The following is a 17,590-nucleotide window of genomic DNA, read 5'->3' as shown; positions in this document are numbered from 1 at the left end:
ATGCTCCTCCTAAATTAAATTCTGTAACTCTCTTCTAAGTACTTTACCGTTGTTATTACGAGGAATATCAACAACAAATTTCACAATTTGTGGAATCTTATAACTAACTAATCTCTCATTACAAAATTTCACTACATGTTCCCTCTTCATATAATCATTAGCCACTACAACTGCAGCTAAAATTTCCGTTCCATTTTCCATATTCTTTTTTCCAAAAACAGCTACATCATATACTTCTGGATGTGCTCTTAAAACATCCTCTACTTCAACCGGATCAACTTTTTTCCCAGAAATATCAACAACATCACTTTTTCTACCTCTAATATATAACTTTCCATCTGTTTCTATAGAACCTAAATCCCCTGTTAAATAAAACCCTTCCACGATTCTATTTTCTAACTCACCAGGATAATTATAATAACCTACCGTCCTAGACTCAGTAAGCAAAGCCACTTCACCTACTTGACCTTCTTGTAGCTGTTGGTAATTATGATCTAAAATTCTAACATCAACATTTTTTAATGGATAACCGACACTTTTATAATCTTCCTCTTGGTTTAAAATAGATAAACCAGTTTCTGCTACGCCATATAAATCAGATATATGTATTCCAAAAGAATGTTTAAACTTTCTTTTTATACTCTCATGAAGAACCGTTCCGGATGACACACACATTCTAATACCATCTAATAGCTGTACATTTTTTGCCTTTGTCATTAAGTCATAAAGTACAGGGAATGCAACAAATATTGTAGGTTGATTATCTAATATGGTTTCAATTACTATTCTTGGAGTGAGATCACCATGAAGTAAAATTGTAGCCCCGACTCGTAATGGAGCTAGAATAGAGGTATTAAATGCTAAGCCGTGAGTTAAATATGCTGCACAATAAACTAAATCTTTTGATTGAAGGTCAATTGATTCTAACCAATTCGTAGAAGCTGCAATTACATTTTGCTCCTTGTACATAATACATTTTGGGACTCCTGTAGTTCCTGAAGAATATCTACAAGATATTACACCTTCTAATCTCTTTTGATTTATATCTGGAGAAAGAAATTCATCTTTAATAATAATTAGTGACAAATCTCCATAATTAAACGTCTTTTTAATCTTCTCTTTTAACGGAAAATCAGTAAATTCTTCTGTTCGAATTATAAATCCACCAAGATGGGTATGATTGATTAAACCTTCAAGCTCAAATGCTCCCCATTTTCGATCAACTAAATGGGCTATTTTTTGTGCTTTTATTAATGAATAATAGGCAATAATAAAATCAGGGTGATTTTTAATATAAATACCAATTGGGTAATCAAAGTTCATTAAATCTTTAGATATTTTAACCCCTATATCATCAAAACAATTAACTAATTCTTGATAAGTTAATTTATCTCCTTCGTATACTAAAGCGGCTTTTTTACCAAAACGGCCTGCAGATTCATATATGTAATCTAATAATTGCATCTACCCATTTCCTCTCTTTCCTTTATCAAAGTTTGATTAGGTACATTCTAAAAGAAGAGCACCTATTGTTCCTTTAGAACCAGCAAATATCAACAGTACTTGTTTCCCCTTAGACATTTTATTCTCCTGGTATAATTCTTTTAAGGAATAATAGGGATCAGAAGTACTTAAATTTGCAGTATTCCGATAAGAGCGTTGATAAAAATGAATATTATTAAATTTATCCTTTAAATAATTTATAATCCCTAGAGAGTAATTTTGTAGAATTACATACTCAGGGATTTTATTAGAATCCCCCTTTACAACATCAAAAAGATATTTCTCAATATTACTTTTTATACTCTCTTCAAAATTATCATATTCTTCCAGATACCATGTATGTAACTTCCATGAAATAATTTTAAAATTTCCATGATCTTTTGAAATAGTAAAAGATACTGCTCCATCCCCATATGGAAAGCCCTCGTTATTTAGTCTATTTTGCGGTAAATTACATTTATCCGCACAAATAATTTGAAACTTTTGATGTCCTTCTATAAACATATTAGCAATATTTATACCTGTTAAAGATACACACGCACCCTGATCTTTGATAGCATATGGCAATGCTCTAGATAAATTCCCTTGTTTTTTAATATTCATTGCTACCGTAATAGGTTGAGGGAGATTCAATAATTCATGACAGTAAATTAAATGCGTAATATCCTCAGTAGATACTCCCTCTAAAGATTTATTGACAACTTCTCCAGACATTTCTACAACATTTTTCTGACTTATTGGGATAATGTACATGTGCTTTTTAAATGAATCCAAGGCTTTACTTTTAGTTACAACACTAGACACATGGCCATATGCTTCAAACATTGAATTAAACTCCGAATTCACCGCTCCACATTTCAAATCTTGTAAATGTTCAGTTACCGTTTGATACTCTTCTATATAAAGAGCCTCTAAATTTGAGATAAATAGATCCATCTTCTAGTCGCTCCTAATTAATTTTCTTCTTCCATTACTTCTTTAATTAAAGTCATTCCAAAATTAAACGCTGATAAACCCCTAAATAAGAATGCTAATTTTGCTACATCAAATAGTTCATCCCAACTTGCTCCAGCTCGCCTTGAAGCAATTAAATGAACCTTTGCTCCTGGCGCTGTAAGCATAAGAAGCATTCCAAACAACATTAATTGTGTATACTTTTCTGGAATATGCTTAGATTCCATACTATTTTTTCTGAACAGCTCATGTAATTCTAATTCTTCAGGTCTAACTTGACTTGTGATTTCATGCCTAGCTTTTGTAGGACCTGGAATAAACCCAAATAACTTCTGATAAATCTCATTAATTTCAATCATATTCATAATCTTTTCTCCTTTAATTTGTAGTTATAGTTACAATCTCCCGCTTCAATATTAGGGATTAATATACATAAAAATTTTTACTTATAGCTTGAACTGCCGCATGCAATTCCTCTTCTTCTACATTTAAAGAAATTCTTATATAGCCTTCTCCATGACTACCAAATCCAACTCCTGGAGTCACTAACACTCCAGCCTTATCTAATAGCATTTCACAAAAATCCATAGAAGAAAGATTATTTGGAACCTTTGTCCAAATAAAATATCCTGCTTTAGGTTCTTTTATTTCCCATCCTAAAGGGTTTAATCCATTTTTTAAAATCTTTATTCTTTCTGTATAACGTTCTTTTATTTCTTTCGATACTTCACCATATGAATCAAGCGCAAAACTCGCAGCTTTTTGAATTGCTCCAAACACACCTGAATCCACAAAGGCTTTTGTTTTAGCGATATTGTTAATTATTTCGGCATTTCCCACAACCATTCCAATACGCCATCCAGTCATACAAAAAGTTTTAGAAAATGAATGGAATTCTACTCCAACATCTTTCGCTCCTTTTACCTGAAGAAAACTTGGAGAAACATAATCACCAAAAGAAACTTCTGAATACGCAGCATCATGAGCCACAATAATATTGTTTTCTCTTGCAAAATTAACCGTTTCTTCAAATTTTTCAATGTCAATTACAGCTCCAGTTGGGTTATTCGGATAGTTCAAAAACATTAACTTTGCCTTTTTAGCAATTGATGAAGAAACATTAGAAAAATCGGGAAAAAAATTATTTTTTTCTAATAAAGGTAGTTCCTTTAAAACTCCTCCAGCAAGTGCTATCCCTCCTGCATAGGCTGGGTAACCCGGATTAGGCGCTAAAGCAATATCTCCCGGATCTAAATACGATAGTGAGATATGTGATAACCCTTCTTTAGATCCTAATAAAATCAAAACTTCTTTTTCTGAATCAATTTCTACATTAAAACGGCGCTTGTACCAATTAGAAACACTTTCTTTTAATTCTTTATACCCTCGAAAGGGCGGATAACGATGTGTCTCAAAATCTGATAATGAGTTCTTCATCTTCTCTACAATATAAGCATCCGTAGGGAAATTAGGATCACCTACACTTAAATCAATTACCCTACACCCATTTTTTTCTTTTTCTTGTTTTAAATTTTCAAGATCTGCAAATAAATAGTTAGGTAAATTTAAGATTCTATTAGAAACTTTTGAATCCACAAGATCCCTCCTTTTTTAATTTATAGAAAATTTATTATTTTTGATCTATTCTAAATTATTTTAAGTAAATATTTTCCTAAAATACATAAAATATTTGTTAACTATACGTGAAATTTATATTAATAATTTCAAATAATATTGACACTAATAAATTCATCAACAAAAAAAAGACAAAGGTATCTCTCACCTTTGTCTTTTTCAAAGTATATCAGTTATATTAAAATAACTACACTTTCTATCTATGCATAAAATACTCTATAAATACAAAGTATATCTACCTTTTACATAAAAAGCATATTTAGGTAAAGACGCTCTTTAAAAGTAGACTATTTTTAATGTTTCATAAGAATACAACCATATGCGCCTCCTAACCCTACACTTAATAATAGATAATACGATCCTTTTTTCAATTTACCATTACTTAAAGCATCTTGAAGGTTCAAGAAAATATCACATCCACTAACATGCCCAAGTTCTGCTATATTTTCTGTATAAATATCCTCTATGGGGATATTCAGGGAACGAGATGCCAATTCCCATGTATCATAATTTACATTATGCGGAACAATTAGCTTAATATCCCTCAAATCAATTCCTGTTTTCCGTTGAGTTAATTTTAATAATTTTTTAATACCTAAAAAGTAAGACATTTGAAACCACCTGTACGACTGTTCATCCCAGTTTCCAATATTAGAAACTTTTGAATCAACAAATTGGTTAATACTTATTATTTCATTACTTTCTCCTTCTACTGAAATTAAACACGCTACAGCTCCATCTGAAAATACTGTCATATCTTCAATTTTCCGCATAGAGTCAATATACATTTTCTCTGCAAACAATAGTAAAACATATTTTTTACTAGAATTAGATAGTAATTTTGTAGCTATTTCAATTGCAGTAATAGGTGTTACACAATTCAAATCTGAAATTGTAAAAGACGGAACCTTTTCTAAAGAAAATTCAACTTTTAACTTTTCTAAAAATCCGTTTCCATCAGGATGACTTTGCATAGCATGTCCATATATAATTCCACCCAAATTATCGGAATTGATGCTATTCTTTTGAAATAAATCCTGTAATGCTTTTCTAACCATGTCATATGAAGTTTCTGCACCTGAATCCATAATATATCTTAATTGATGAAAATCAGTAACACGTTCATATTCTTTAGTATTTAATCCTATTGATTCTTGAATGTCTTTTATATCTACCCTATTAGCTGGTCTAAAAGTTGAAATTGTTTTCAAATGCACTTTAATCCCCACCTCTATGTAAAGTTACATTTATAATACATGAAAGTGATTGTTTGTTTTAGAATTTTCTTTCTTTTTAACGTAGGTTTAACTTCTAAATTATGTAGTACCAAATAGAATCTATTGTAATTTATTTTTAATATGAAGTATTTCAGGAGGTTATAGATGCATATTGGTATTCAAGGAATTGGCACTTATGTGCCTAAAAAACGTGTCCATTTAAAACAATTAGCAAATACACTGCAATTATCGGATTCAGACTTAGATCTACTGTTACATACGCATCAACTCAGTAAAATTGCTATTGAGGATGAAAAGAATGCTGAAGAAATGCTAGTAACAGCCATTGAAAATTTATTATTATATGAGGATATTAATCCAGATGAGGTTGGATTAATACTATTTACTAACACCATATTACAATTTTCTCCATTTTTATCAGATCCTTTTTTACATATTAAAGAAAAATTCGGTTTTTGTAACGCTCAAAGCATGTCTATATCCAATTTAAATTGTTCTGGTATGGATTTTTTGTTCTCCGTTTCTCATAAATGGCTATCTAATAATCCAAATGAAAAAAGCGTATTACTTTTAACGAGTGATAAAACGTTTGTTGAGGACTTTAGATATTTAAAAGAAAGTTCTGTTATGGGAGATGCAGCTTCTGCTATTTTAATATCTAAATCTGCGAAGGAAAATAAAATAATTGAATCTCAAATTAATGTAGACGCTACAATTTTTAATGGTGAGGCATCTAGTCCAAAGGAATTTGATTGGTTTTTAAAAAGTGTTTCTACAGGCATTATAAAAAACTTTCGTGCTTTATTAAAAAGAACCAATATGAATATTAACGATATTAGCTTAATTATGGCCAGCAATGTAAACGTACCGACTTGGAATAATATAGGAAAAATACTGAAAATACCTATTGAAAAGATCTATTTCCCAACTTTAAAAGAAGTTGGACATGCTCATAATTCTGATCCTATTCTAAATCTACAGTACGCACTTCGAAGAAAAAAATTATCGAAAGGTGATTATTTTGTAACACTGACGGCTGGAATTGGCGGTACATTTGGTTGTACTCTCTTTCAACATTAGATAAGAGGTGTAAAATTTATGAAATCAATCAAGTTTATTTCAAATATTTCTATTTCAATCCCTTCTGATCAAGAGGTATCAAAAATTATTTTGCATGATAAACTCAATCAACCTTTGCATCCAGAGAAACAAAAGCGATTGTATCCTTTATTTGCCCTTAATAGAGAATATAGGATAAATAAAGATTCCTCTATAGGGATTGACTTAGATCTTCTTTCAAAAAAGATACCCGCATCTTTTGAAAAAACGTCATCCGATTTAGGAGTTGATTCATTAAAAAAACTATTAGAAATCACGCCTATTAATAAACCTACATATTTAGCTTACTGTCAGGAAACTAATGAACCTAGCATTTATTTAACTCCAGCACTCAAGTTAAAAAAACTATTAAAACTAAAAGGCACTATTCCATTTTCTATAGGCTATCAAGGTTCAGCCGCTTTCACAGGAGCGCTCAGTTTATTGGAAAATCTTTATCATAATACAGATTCGAATAACTATTCAATTATTACAACTACTGATCAAGTTTATATGCCTCAAACCAGATTTTTTCCAGGTACTTATCCAAAAGGCGATTGTTCCACTTCTAGTATTTTCAGTCATGATACTGGGAAATACAAAATTCTAAAATATTCCAAACTTTCATTTCCAATAAGAGGGAACCCCCTAGAATGGACTCATTTGGATTATATGAATTTTGAAACACAACTTCTATCATACACTTATAATTTATTAACTGACTGGATTTTAAAACAAAATATTCAATGGGTAATTATACAAAACTTAAGTGAACATTTCGTCAATAACTTAGAGAATTTTCTTTTAAATAAACAATGTACTTTATTTAAAAGGCTTATTGCAAGAGAATCCAATCTTTTGACTAGTGACTGTTTAGTTTCTTTAAAAGATGCTGAGACTAAACAAGCCTTTAAAATTAACGATAATATTTTACTACTACAAGCAGGTCCTCTTTCGCATATAGGACTAGTACTACTAAAAAAAGAAAAGGATGATGATTTTGTCTATCTTAAATAATTTAGAAATAATTCCAATGAACTTACTGCGTTTTCATGAAGAACATGACCCTTGCAGGCTTCAGCGTATTGTGGCAGATATTAATGAGTCAAAACATTTAAATAATCCTCCTATGGCGACTCTCTGTAATGATGGAACTTATTTAATTTTAGATGGTTTACATCGCGCAAAGGCCTTAGATAAATTAGGTATGAATAAAATTATTATTCAACAAGTGGACTTAAATCACCCTAAATTAAAAATTTTATCCTGGACTCATGTTATTCCTGATCACATTAATATTATAAGCGATGAAGATTTCCCAAAAGAAGTCCCGATGTTCACGTTATACCGATCAAATCAAGTAAAAACCTTTTTAGGACCTAAATGCCTAAGAAAAAGGCTCGCAGTTATGCATAATATCTCCTCTAAATATTTGAAAGAAGATGAAATAGAAAGATTGCCTGAATCCCCTGACTTCCTAGATCCAGGCAAACAATATATTACATTCCAACCTTTTACCCTGGAAGAGTTTAATGAATTAAAAAACCAGCATTATATTACTCCACCAGGTTTAACACGACTATTAATACCGAACAGATTGCTCAATCTAAAATTTCCTTTAAGCCTTTTTAACCAACAAGATACAAGCGAATTTCATCAACAGATCAACTTATACAAAAATAGACTACGTAAATACACTGAAGAAGTATATATTTTGGAATAACCTTCATTTTTTTATTTACGATATTCTTCCTTATATTCCATAAAAACACTTGCAAGTCTGTTAACTAACATCTCCTTAACAAATAGTTTATGTCTTGATAGGTTAAGTTAATATAAGCTTACAGTAAATCTAAGTAAAGTGAGGGGTTATTTTGAACCAATTAAAAGATTACCATTTAAATTTGAATACACTATTCAATAATCAAGGTTCACTTGCAAAAAAAGAGCCTAATCATCAAAATACCAGCTTTAGTTTAGTAGAATCCTATTTTCCATCAGAATATCTACCTAATTATGGAAAAATTTTAAAATGGAATGATACTTCATTTTTATTTCCCGAAAGAAATAAAAATAATTTCGACAACTTAGTCCTAGATAACCAAATTATTAAAGCTCCTTCAGGTAACACTAAGGAAATTTATATACTAGGAGCATCAAATAATGGTAGTTTCTATGACAAAGTTGAACTTCATTTAAATAAAGAAATTGTTTATTCCTTTGAACTAGCCTTAACAGATTTCATTGAAAAAAACACTCGTTTTAATGATGTTACTGTATTAGAGTGTCCATTTGTAAGAAATATTAATCATGATTTACATCAGTATACCGCGAGTTTATATTGTCATAAAGAAACCTTACCTTCTAACATTGAATTTGATGAAATTAAATTAGGGGACAACCCCTTCATCCATATATTTTCAATTACATTAAGAGGTGATAACTATGCATAAACCAAAATTATATACTCATCCCTACCATAATTGTTTGACTGTCACAGTTACAGGGGTAGTTCACCAAGAAGTTGAAGTTGAGGGCATGTGGTTCCTTAGCCAACTTTATAGTATTAGACTGGCAGATAACAAAATACGATTTGCCCCAAAAATTAATTTTTTTAATGATGAAGCTTGTAGATTTTCAACCTTAGAAATTAACCACTATACTTCTGCAGACTATAAATCATTTAAAGCTAATTTAGATGAAACACTTGATAACTCAATTCAATTAATGGTACCTATTGATACCTTTTATCTCCCTTATTGTCCTCAATATCAAAGGGAACACAATTTTCATTGGGCGCATGTTTTTCACAGAGAAGATAAAGTATATAAAATAATTGATCATTACTACCACTTCATTGGAGATATTAATGAAGAAATTCTGAAAAATGCTATTGAAGGATGTAGAGAGATTTTAACATTGGCTCCTTATCAATTTTATTCTCTCGATACTAAAAACTATAAATCTCTTGCCTCAGAAAATTTTAAAAAAGCTATCCATATTAATTTAAATTCATTTTTGTCAAATAAAGAGATTGGAAAACCCGTCCCATATACAATATTTGATGATTCTTTTATTTCATCGCAAGGGTTAGATGTGTTTAAAGATATCTATTCAACTCTAGAGTCTGTTTCAAAAGAATCTGATGAAAAGATTAAAGAAAAAATATTTGATGATTTACATGATGATTTTCTTGCAATTGGAAATTCTCGTAATATTTTCTCTGAATTTCTAGAGAAATATGATACTAATGGTCAAACAACTGAGCTAAGAAAAGCACTTGCCGAAACAGCTCAAGAATATAGGATTTGTGCTAACTTAGCGCTTCGAAATGTGGTCCGTAAACAATACTCTGCAGAAAAAATTTTAAATCGTCTACCTAAATTAAAAGAAAAAGAAGAAATACATGTTAAATATTTAATGAATTTATCTAACGTTCTCTAATAAGAATCATAACAATCATAAATAGGTTCTAATTATAAAATCTAAATAGCTTTTATGACCTTAATATTTCTGTTATAAAAGCTATTTAATAAGGAGGCATCAAATGGACACTTTAACAGTAGCACAAATGGACGAACAACTAGCAGACTGTATTACCGTATACTGTATGGCCGCTTTAAAAGCAAGTGGTAAAAAAAATTTTGATGAAATTACAGGAGCTTTCTGGCGTTTTAATTACAGAAAAGATCCGTTAATATTCTTTTCTTTAAGTCTTTTTAATTCGCCCCAAGAAAGAAATTTTCTGCTTAAAAAATATTTCGATATCCAATTAAATCCCATTGAGGATTCAGTTTCAAGTTATCATGAACATATTATTAACTCGATAACAAAACTAGAACTTCCTATGATCTTTATTGATAGATATGATATGCCCTACGACAATATTTGTTTTCAGAAATTTCACGAAAATCACTATGTACTTATTCAAGGTTACGACGAAATTAAAGATGAATATCATATTGTAGACTTTTTTACTACTCCTTCTTTTGCAACAGTTAAACGAACAATTCTTGAAAAATCAATGAGAGATTCTTTTTGCAAAGAACACCCTATGATCATAGGAAAATTAGGGAAGATTCAACATCATTTTGATGACAGTGTTCTTTCAGAAATTCTCCAACAAAACGTTATTCATATGACATTAGGTACTTCCTTATCTTCTGGTATAGCTGGGATAAATAGTTTATATTCAGATATTGAAAATAGAGATTCTTATTTGGACGATTACATTAAAGTTATTAATATTTTTTCCAAATTAAAGCACATGGGAACGTATAGACAACAACATGCACATTTTATTAATAGACACTTTTCTCAACCTATATTAAAACAAGCTTTTAACGATTTAGACATAAAATGGAAAATGGTTGCAAATTATTTATTAAAAGCTCACCTTACAAAAAAAGAAAAACTAATTGATAATTCTTTAAATCACTTACAAGAAATTATTAAAATGGAGACTGATTTATTACCGCTTTACAAAAACCTATTCAAAGGAGTTCATCGATTATGAAAGACCTAATTATAATTGGAGCTGGACCTTGTGGTCTTGCTGCAGCAGTAGAAGCCCAAAAAAATAATTTGGATTATATTGTAATTGAAAAAGGTTGTATCGTTAACAATATTACAAAATTCCCAACTTACGTTCGACTTTTTGGTGAAATTGAAGATTTTGAAATAGACTCTATCCCTTTCTCTTTACCATATGGACTCCCAGATAAAAATGATATGATGAAATATTACTATAAGATAACAGAATATTTCGGTTTAAGTGTCCATCAATATGAAGAAGTCCTTAATGTCTCTAAGTTAAATCCAAAACAACAAACTGGTTTTAAGGTTTCTACAAATAAAGGCGAATATGAAACGAAAAATGTAGTCTTTGCTACTGGATTTGTGGATAACCCTAGAAAATTTAATGTTCCAGGAGAGGAGTTAGATAAAGTCAAACCTATGTTTACAGAAGCTCATTATTACGCAAACCAAAAAGTAATAGTTGTAGGTACGGGGCATTCAGGGTTAGAGGCGATTTGTGATCTAGTAAAAGTTAATGCACAAGTTACATTAGTACATCGTGGTAGTAATCTAAGTTACACTCCGAAAAGATGGATGATGGCTAATGTTCGTAAAGCTATTGATGAAGGGAAAATCACTGCCCATTTTAATTCAACTGTACGTGAAATTACATCCAAAAAAGTAACAATCGAAACCCTAGATGGTGTAAAAGAAATTGAAAATGACTTTGTATTAAGATTAATTGGATTCCAACCAAACTACGAACCTCTTAAAGCATTAGGGGTAAACTTTGACTCAGTAAATAATATTCCAAAATTTGACAAAAACAGCTTTGAAACAAATGTTAAAGGCGTTTACTGCTGTGGTGTAGTAGCTGGTGGATCTGACGTTAATACTGTTACGATTTCTGATGGCCGTTTTCACGGTATAAAAATTGTACAAAGCATTCTAAACAAAAAAGAAATGAATGACTTTAACATAAGAGGTGATTATAGATGCGAGAATCTGTTATTGAATTATTAAGAAATCAAATTAATATTTCTGATGATATTGATGAGAATGAGAATTTATTCTTTTTAGGTTTAAACTCTATTTTATTTATGCACTTTATTGTTGATTTAGAAATGAGATTTGAGATTGAGGTATTAGATGAAGAATTAACACTAGATAACTTCAATACAGTAAAAAAAATCTTAGATTTCACCCAAATTAAAACTAAGGGAGTTAGCCTATCATGAAGCAACTAATTATTGAAAATACTTTAAAAACTGAAGAGGAATTTCAGCAATTTCAATATCTATTACGATTTATAAATAAAAAAGTTAACTCTTGTTCTCTTAACAACAATGAAATTATTATTAAACATAATATAAATGAAGAGGATAGCCTAAAAACACAAATTTTGGATATTTTAAAAAGAGTATCTGGAACCAGAAGCTTACCATTTAAAAACGAAACTTATTATGAAACTTCTGTAGAAACTCCTTTAAATAATAACATCTTAGACGAGCTACTGGCGAAAAATATTATCACAGATAATGGTAACGGTCTTTTTAGTTTTCGCCCTCCCTTTTCAGATTTACTTCTGCTCCTAGACCAACTTATCATTGATAATATCGCTAAACCTTTAGGTGCATTAAACGAGCAGTATCCTAGTCTCATTTCAATGGATACACTAAATAAAACTAATCACTTTACATCTTTCCCTCATCATGTCTTGTTTACTCAACACTTAAAAGAAGACCTTTCCATAATTGACTCTTTTACCCGTAAAGTGCAAGAGAGCGATGGTCTACACAAAGATATGATACAACCCAGTGATGTAAAAACAACCAGCTTAGTTAAAAATCCTGCTGTATGCTATCACTGTTATAAATCCTTAGAGAATACTGAAGTTCAAGGAGAAGGCTATGTCGTAACATCTATGGGGAAATGTAGCAGATATGAATCTAACAACCACTCAGATTTTGGTAGATTACTTGACTTTTCTATGAGAGAAATTATTTTTGTAGGTGAAGATGAATTTGTAAAGAAAATGCGTTCAAAATCAATTGAGCTACTAAAAGATTTCCTTTCTCTATGGGAAATTGATGCGTTGATTGAAAATGCAAATGATCCTTTCTTTACAGACGATTATCAAGTGAAATCGTTCTTCCAAAGAGATATGGAAATGAAATATGAAGTGAAGTTTAAAATCCCCTATCTCAAAAATACAATTTCAGTCAGCTCTTCCAACTATCACGGTAATGTATTTGGACAAGCGTTTTCAATAAAAAAGGGAAATAATTATGTATCTACTGGTTGTTTAGCTTTCGGCTTAGAAAGGTGGATTTTTGCATTCCTATCCCAATATGGTCTGGATATTAAAAAGTGGCCTAGCCAAATTAAAAAACTCATTTCTTATACTGCCGAATGAAAGATATTCATCATAAAATCTTAAAAACCCTCACTACTCAGATTAAGATGAGTAGTGAGGGTTTTTAATAATATTCTAATTAAATAGAAACCATATACCTTACTTAAAGAACTATAAGAACTATGGTTTTATTTAATATAGTTAATACACATATCTCAGCTGCCTCTCTTTATATTTAAGATCAATAGAAGACGATTTTAAATAATCTTACTACATACAGTATGTAGTAAGATTATTATTTTTTATATTGAAATTAAACACCTTTATCATTTCCACATACTAGATCAAAAATACTTTCTACCTTTAATTACGTCCAATATCTGAAAGTCTATAATCATCAATTTTCTCCAATTTTTTATATAACTTTATATCCTCGGGTACCATATTATTAGCTATGCCTACTAAATAATCTATTTTTTGATAGTAATCCAGATTTTCATCAGGAACCAATTCGTCTAATCTATTTCTTAATTTGTTTAACTTAGTTCTTGCTGTTTTGTGATTTTCGCTAATTAAAATACTTTTTGGAATAACACGCGCCAATCTTTCTAATCGTTCATCAGGAGATAACGAAATATCAGGTAATAAATCATAAAGTTTTTGACTGATCCCTTTTAGATGCACACAAACTTCTTCATAGTTTTCTGTGAAATTAGGTTTATAATCTTCTCGCGAAAAATACGTATTAGTTACTTGATCATTTTTAACACTTGTCATTATAATCCTCCTTAATTAGATATCTTAAAGATCAATATCTGTAGTTGTAACTTTTGTGACTTTTGAAAAAACAGAAGGTAGTAATGCTAAAAAACCTCCTATGGCAGCTATAAATATTACTTCACGTAATCCCATAAAATTAGCTAACCCTCCCCCAACAAAAGCGCCTATAGGAACAAATCCTCTTCCTAATACTCTCCACATAGAACTAACTCTAGCTAGTAAAGGTTTTGGGGTAAGAGCTTGTCTAAGACTTATTGCATTAACGTTGTAAATAGGAGTCCCCATACTAATGACTAACTGACCTATAATAACAAAATAAAAGGGAGTTTTCTCAGGAGCAAATCCGATAATCAAAAAGCCCACAGAATAAAGACCTAAAGAAAAAATAATAGATTTACCTAACCCTATTATAGATGCAACTTTTTTGCTAATTAATGCCCCTAAAATATATCCAACATTACCTATTCCTAAAATTAACCCAATTGTAGCAGCTGTAAAGCCTAATATATTTACCATATAAATTACTGATATTGCCTGATAAAGCCCTATAAAAATAACACTTAAAAAATAACTTATTAATAGCGGACGTAATAATGAATGACTAAAAGTAAATTTGATTCCTTCTATAACATCAATCCAAATAGATTTTTTTTGCTTAATAGTGCTATTTGTTTTAATATCCTTTCTTTCTGGAATAAGAGATATTAACACAAGAGATATAATAAAACTTAAAACATCAAATAGGATAGCAAAAGGAATAGTTAGCATTTGAATTAATAATCCGCCAAATCCAGGACCAGCTATTTGTATAGCCCCATTTGTAATTTCTAAGCGAGAATTACCATCTTGAAGATTTTTTTTATCAACTATCATTGGCATATAAGAATAGTAAGCCAATGAAAAAAAGACACTACAAGAGCCCAATAAAAAAGCCAGAATATACAAAGAAAATAAATTCAAATATTCAAAAATTATCAAACAAGATAAAATTGTTAAAAATATCGCACTTAACATTTGGGATACTATCATTACTTTTTTGTTACTCAATCTATCAACGTATGCACCTGCTTGAAAGCCTAATAAAAAATTAGGCAAAAAAGTAAAGGTTGTAATAAGACTAATTTCAAAAACGCTTGCCTTTAATACATATAAGGCTATCAAGGGCAACCCTATGATAGTAATTTGATTGCCAAATGAACTAATTACAGAACTACTCCAAAGCAGATAGAAGTTTCTTCCAAGTTTATTAGTTTTAGTATTTATGGATAATCTCTCCTTCTAAGAAGATAAGATATCAATTATTTTCTTATATCTTCAAATAATTCTTTAATTAATGCTGCCCCTTGTTCTGTAAAGATAGCTTCTTTTTCTAATAAAGATTCACTTAAATATTTTGCTGCCTCAATGCCTGTTAAAGAGGCTTCTTCTAAAAATAATTTATCCTCTTCAGAAATATTCACATTATTTAATTGAGATATACGATATTTAATAAGTTGACTGTAGACTACAGTCGCATGGAAGGTTCTATCTATTTCCCAAAATTGATTTCGTTTCATATGTTCACTACGCCAAGGAATTTCAATTTTTGGGGATGTTTTACTATCATAAGTATCAATGAAAATATCATTCAATAGAATATTCATGTTCACAGCTTGATGTATTGCTTCATGATATATATTTTCAGCTAAAAAAAGATAAGAACTATTCTTAGAAATATTATTTGGTGGAATATGGTGTTCCGCTTTATTAGAAAGAAAAATTGCAAATGGCATTATCGGGAATGAAGAAGAGGTTATTTGTGAATCCTTCCCTTTATACTCATCTTTTATTTTCACCCATATAAAAACTTTAATAAATTCTTTAACAATGGCATAGCCTTCAGAAAAATTATTTTTTAAATGCTTAAGTGCATCAACTAGTAGTTTTTTTTCTCTCTCAGTTGGAACAATTATTTCATGGGATTCTAATGGAAAATGATACAAAATATTTGTAGGAATCTTATGTATCCAATAATATGTATCCTCTCCTATCTCGATGTTATCACCTTTAATAGAATTAAAAATATCAATTTCAGATTCCTCTACTTTTTTCATTTTTAAAAAAAGTACTAGTGAACTTAAATTTACGTTACAATTTTTAATCATAAAATTATTCTTATAGTCAAAAAACGTGTCTTTAGGAACCTTTATATCAATAAGACCCGAAATAGTCATCTTTTATTCCCTCCTATTAGGTAATAAAAACAATTTGGTGTGATTAAATTCACACCAAATTGTTTTTAAATTACTTGTTAGCTTCAGATTTTTTTGCGTCAGACGTTCTTTCATCTGGCACCATATGATCTAAACGTGGAGTTAATGTTTCTATTTTATCTTGAATACTTTTCATTTTTTCCACCCCCTTATATATGGAATAAATTCATAATAATGTAATTTTAAGAAAAATTCAACACAAATTGTCAAAATTTATGAAAAAATAGTTTTTTTAGGATTGAGTTACACAGCATAGAGATAGTAAAATTGTTTAATATAATCGTTAAAGGTCAATCATAGGGGCGCAGTCATAGGTGCACCCTATCTGCCTTATGAACTTGCCTGCTTTTTTATTAAGCCCATACTTTATAATAACTGTTTATACCAATCAAAGATGAGGTTTTGTTCTTATATTTTTATTCCATCAGATATTTATACTGCTAAGTCTCTTTACTAAGGGCAAATACTTTATTTCCTTCTTTTTCTCTTACATTTTGATCTTATAATCATTTTATTCTTTGATTAGTCCTTGAACCATTACACAAATTGAGAATTTATCTGTCATTTACATTGCAATGGATATTTCACATGTTTGTTATGATTGAAGAGATTTTATTAAAACCTCTATATCCATATGGATATATCCTATAACTTTCTTAATTATGCCATACTGGAAATGATTGGGTGTAATATTTTTCAAATAAATTATATACCCTTTCTTTAGATTGTTTATCCTTTCCCAATTGAGAATAAATTTATGATACTTTAACTTTTTCAAAAAACAAGATATTTATTTGAATATTATGTACAAAAAAACGTAGAAACAGCTAAATTTGACGGGTTTTCTCTGTTAATCAATTCATTAACTATTACAACTCCTCAAATTCATCAACCTCATCTTTACGCTTTAAAAATTTTTCCATATCTTTATTTTCTCTTGCTATTAAAGCAAGAGCATGTATATCATCCAAAATTAACTCTTTATATGCCCATATATATTCTATAGTTATATCTTTTAACTTGTCTGTGTTCTAGGATATAGCGCATCTGATCTTTTAAATAATTCTGCTGGATACCATGATGACATATTTTCATGTTCTCCTAGAATTAAATATGTTAAATCACCACTTTGTAATTTGCATATTCCTTGAACTCCCCCCACTTTCACTTCATTTAGAAGTGAGGGATTCCTAATTAAAAAGTTCTATTGGCCTCCTTAATTAGGCTATCCCCGCAGTCCTTGCGGTTAGAAGCCT

Annotated in this window: 17 protein-coding genes and 1 pseudogene; 9 read left to right on the top strand and 9 right to left on the bottom strand. The window is 30.1% G+C overall.

Translation table 11 applies throughout. The features are described 5' to 3' along the window. Positions 1 to 9: 9 nt before the first annotated feature. The 5 genes from RT27_RS23855 to RT27_RS23835 form a co-directional block, all read right to left on the bottom strand. Positions 10 to 1,464: a class I adenylate-forming enzyme family protein gene (locus RT27_RS23855; protein ID WP_043937781.1), complete on the bottom strand. Its 1,455-nt coding sequence runs from the start codon at positions 1,462 to 1,464 to the stop codon at positions 10 to 12. Positions 1,465 to 1,500: 36 nt separating this feature from the next. Next, positions 1,501 to 2,439, bottom strand: coding sequence for a hypothetical protein (locus tag RT27_RS23850; protein WP_000362898.1), 939 nt, complete (start codon positions 2,437 to 2,439; stop codon positions 1,501 to 1,503). Positions 2,440 to 2,456: 17 nt separating this feature from the next. Beyond that, positions 2,457 to 2,822, bottom strand: a complete 366-nt coding sequence (locus RT27_RS23845; protein ID WP_001055954.1) for a hypothetical protein — start codon at positions 2,820 to 2,822, stop codon at positions 2,457 to 2,459. 58 nt (positions 2,823 to 2,880) lie between these two features. Beyond that, on the bottom strand, positions 2,881 to 4,053 hold the full coding sequence (locus RT27_RS23840; RefSeq protein ID WP_043937779.1) for an LL-diaminopimelate aminotransferase: 1,173 nt from the start codon (positions 4,051 to 4,053) through the stop codon (positions 2,881 to 2,883). Positions 4,054 to 4,385: 332 nt separating this feature from the next. Further along, positions 4,386 to 5,309, bottom strand: coding sequence for a 3-oxoacyl-[acyl-carrier-protein] synthase III C-terminal domain-containing protein (locus RT27_RS23835; RefSeq protein WP_043937777.1), 924 nt, complete (start codon positions 5,307 to 5,309; stop codon positions 4,386 to 4,388). Between the two features lie 165 nt (positions 5,310 to 5,474). On the opposite strand from RT27_RS23835, the gene RT27_RS23830 reads away from it, so the two are divergent. The 9 genes from RT27_RS23830 (at position 5,475) to RT27_RS23790 (ending at position 13,362) form a co-directional block, all read left to right on the top strand. After that, positions 5,475 to 6,410 (top strand): 3-oxoacyl-[acyl-carrier-protein] synthase III C-terminal domain-containing protein, encoded by a 936-nt coding sequence (locus RT27_RS23830; protein ID WP_043937775.1) that lies wholly within the window; start codon positions 5,475 to 5,477, stop codon positions 6,408 to 6,410. 18 nt (positions 6,411 to 6,428) lie between these two features. Continuing rightward, a complete protein-coding gene (locus tag RT27_RS23825; RefSeq protein ID WP_043937774.1) occupies positions 6,429 to 7,445 on the top strand; it encodes a hypothetical protein in 1,017 nt (338 codons plus the stop codon). Next, entirely contained in the window at positions 7,429 to 8,151 is a 723-nt protein-coding gene (locus tag RT27_RS23820; RefSeq protein WP_043937773.1) for a ParB N-terminal domain-containing protein, read from the top strand. The genes RT27_RS23825 and RT27_RS23820 overlap by 17 nt, the downstream gene beginning before the upstream one ends. 151 nt (positions 8,152 to 8,302) lie before the next feature. Further along, positions 8,303 to 8,881 (top strand): hypothetical protein, encoded by a 579-nt coding sequence (locus RT27_RS23815; protein WP_043937771.1) that lies wholly within the window; start codon positions 8,303 to 8,305, stop codon positions 8,879 to 8,881. Beyond that, positions 8,874 to 9,872, top strand: a complete 999-nt coding sequence (locus RT27_RS23810; protein ID WP_043937769.1) for a BtrH N-terminal domain-containing protein — start codon at positions 8,874 to 8,876, stop codon at positions 9,870 to 9,872. The genes RT27_RS23815 and RT27_RS23810 overlap by 8 nt, the downstream gene beginning before the upstream one ends. A 103-nt stretch (positions 9,873 to 9,975) precedes the next feature. Next, positions 9,976 to 10,944: a hypothetical protein gene (locus RT27_RS23805; protein WP_043937767.1), complete on the top strand. Its 969-nt coding sequence runs from the start codon at positions 9,976 to 9,978 to the stop codon at positions 10,942 to 10,944. Beyond that, positions 10,941 to 11,969, top strand: a complete 1,029-nt coding sequence (locus RT27_RS23800) for a YpdA family putative bacillithiol disulfide reductase (protein WP_052497738.1) — start codon at positions 10,941 to 10,943, stop codon at positions 11,967 to 11,969. Before RT27_RS23805 ends, RT27_RS23800 begins: the two co-directional genes overlap by 4 nt. Continuing rightward, complete coding sequence (locus tag RT27_RS23795; protein ID WP_043937765.1) at positions 11,942 to 12,184, top strand: acyl carrier protein; 243 nt, start codon at positions 11,942 to 11,944, stop codon at positions 12,182 to 12,184. Before RT27_RS23800 ends, RT27_RS23795 begins: the two co-directional genes overlap by 28 nt. Continuing rightward, positions 12,181 to 13,362, top strand: coding sequence for a hypothetical protein (locus RT27_RS23790; protein WP_043937763.1), 1,182 nt, complete (start codon positions 12,181 to 12,183; stop codon positions 13,360 to 13,362). Before RT27_RS23795 ends, RT27_RS23790 begins: the two co-directional genes overlap by 4 nt. Positions 13,363 to 13,665: 303 nt before the next feature. Here RT27_RS23790 and RT27_RS23785 read toward each other — a convergent pair whose 3' ends face one another. The 4 genes and pseudogenes from RT27_RS23785 to RT27_RS23770 all read right to left on the bottom strand — a co-directional run. Further along, on the bottom strand, positions 13,666 to 14,079 hold the full coding sequence (locus RT27_RS23785) for a hypothetical protein (RefSeq protein WP_000204969.1): 414 nt from the start codon (positions 14,077 to 14,079) through the stop codon (positions 13,666 to 13,668). 24 nt (positions 14,080 to 14,103) lie between these two features. Then, the gene (locus tag RT27_RS23780) at positions 14,104 to 15,306 is read right to left on the bottom strand and encodes an MFS transporter (RefSeq protein ID WP_082045000.1); all 1,203 of its coding nucleotides are present in this window, start codon (positions 15,304 to 15,306) and stop codon (positions 14,104 to 14,106) included. 74 nt (positions 15,307 to 15,380) lie between these two features. Continuing rightward, the gene (locus RT27_RS23775) at positions 15,381 to 16,295 is read right to left on the bottom strand and encodes a hypothetical protein (RefSeq protein WP_043937760.1); all 915 of its coding nucleotides are present in this window, start codon (positions 16,293 to 16,295) and stop codon (positions 15,381 to 15,383) included. Positions 16,296 to 17,203: 908 nt separating this feature from the next. Continuing rightward, a pseudogene (locus tag RT27_RS23770) lies at positions 17,204 to 17,487 on the bottom strand (hypothetical protein); the annotation flags it as partial. Positions 17,488 to 17,590 lie beyond the last annotated feature (103 nt).

This window comes from Bacillus sp. L_1B0_5, assembly GCF_000836715.1.
Classification (GTDB): domain Bacteria; phylum Bacillota; class Bacilli; order Bacillales; family Bacillaceae_G; genus Bacillus_A; species Bacillus_A thuringiensis_S.
Note: the sequence above shows the minus strand (reverse complement) of the source record. Positions and strands in the feature narration are given on the sequence as shown.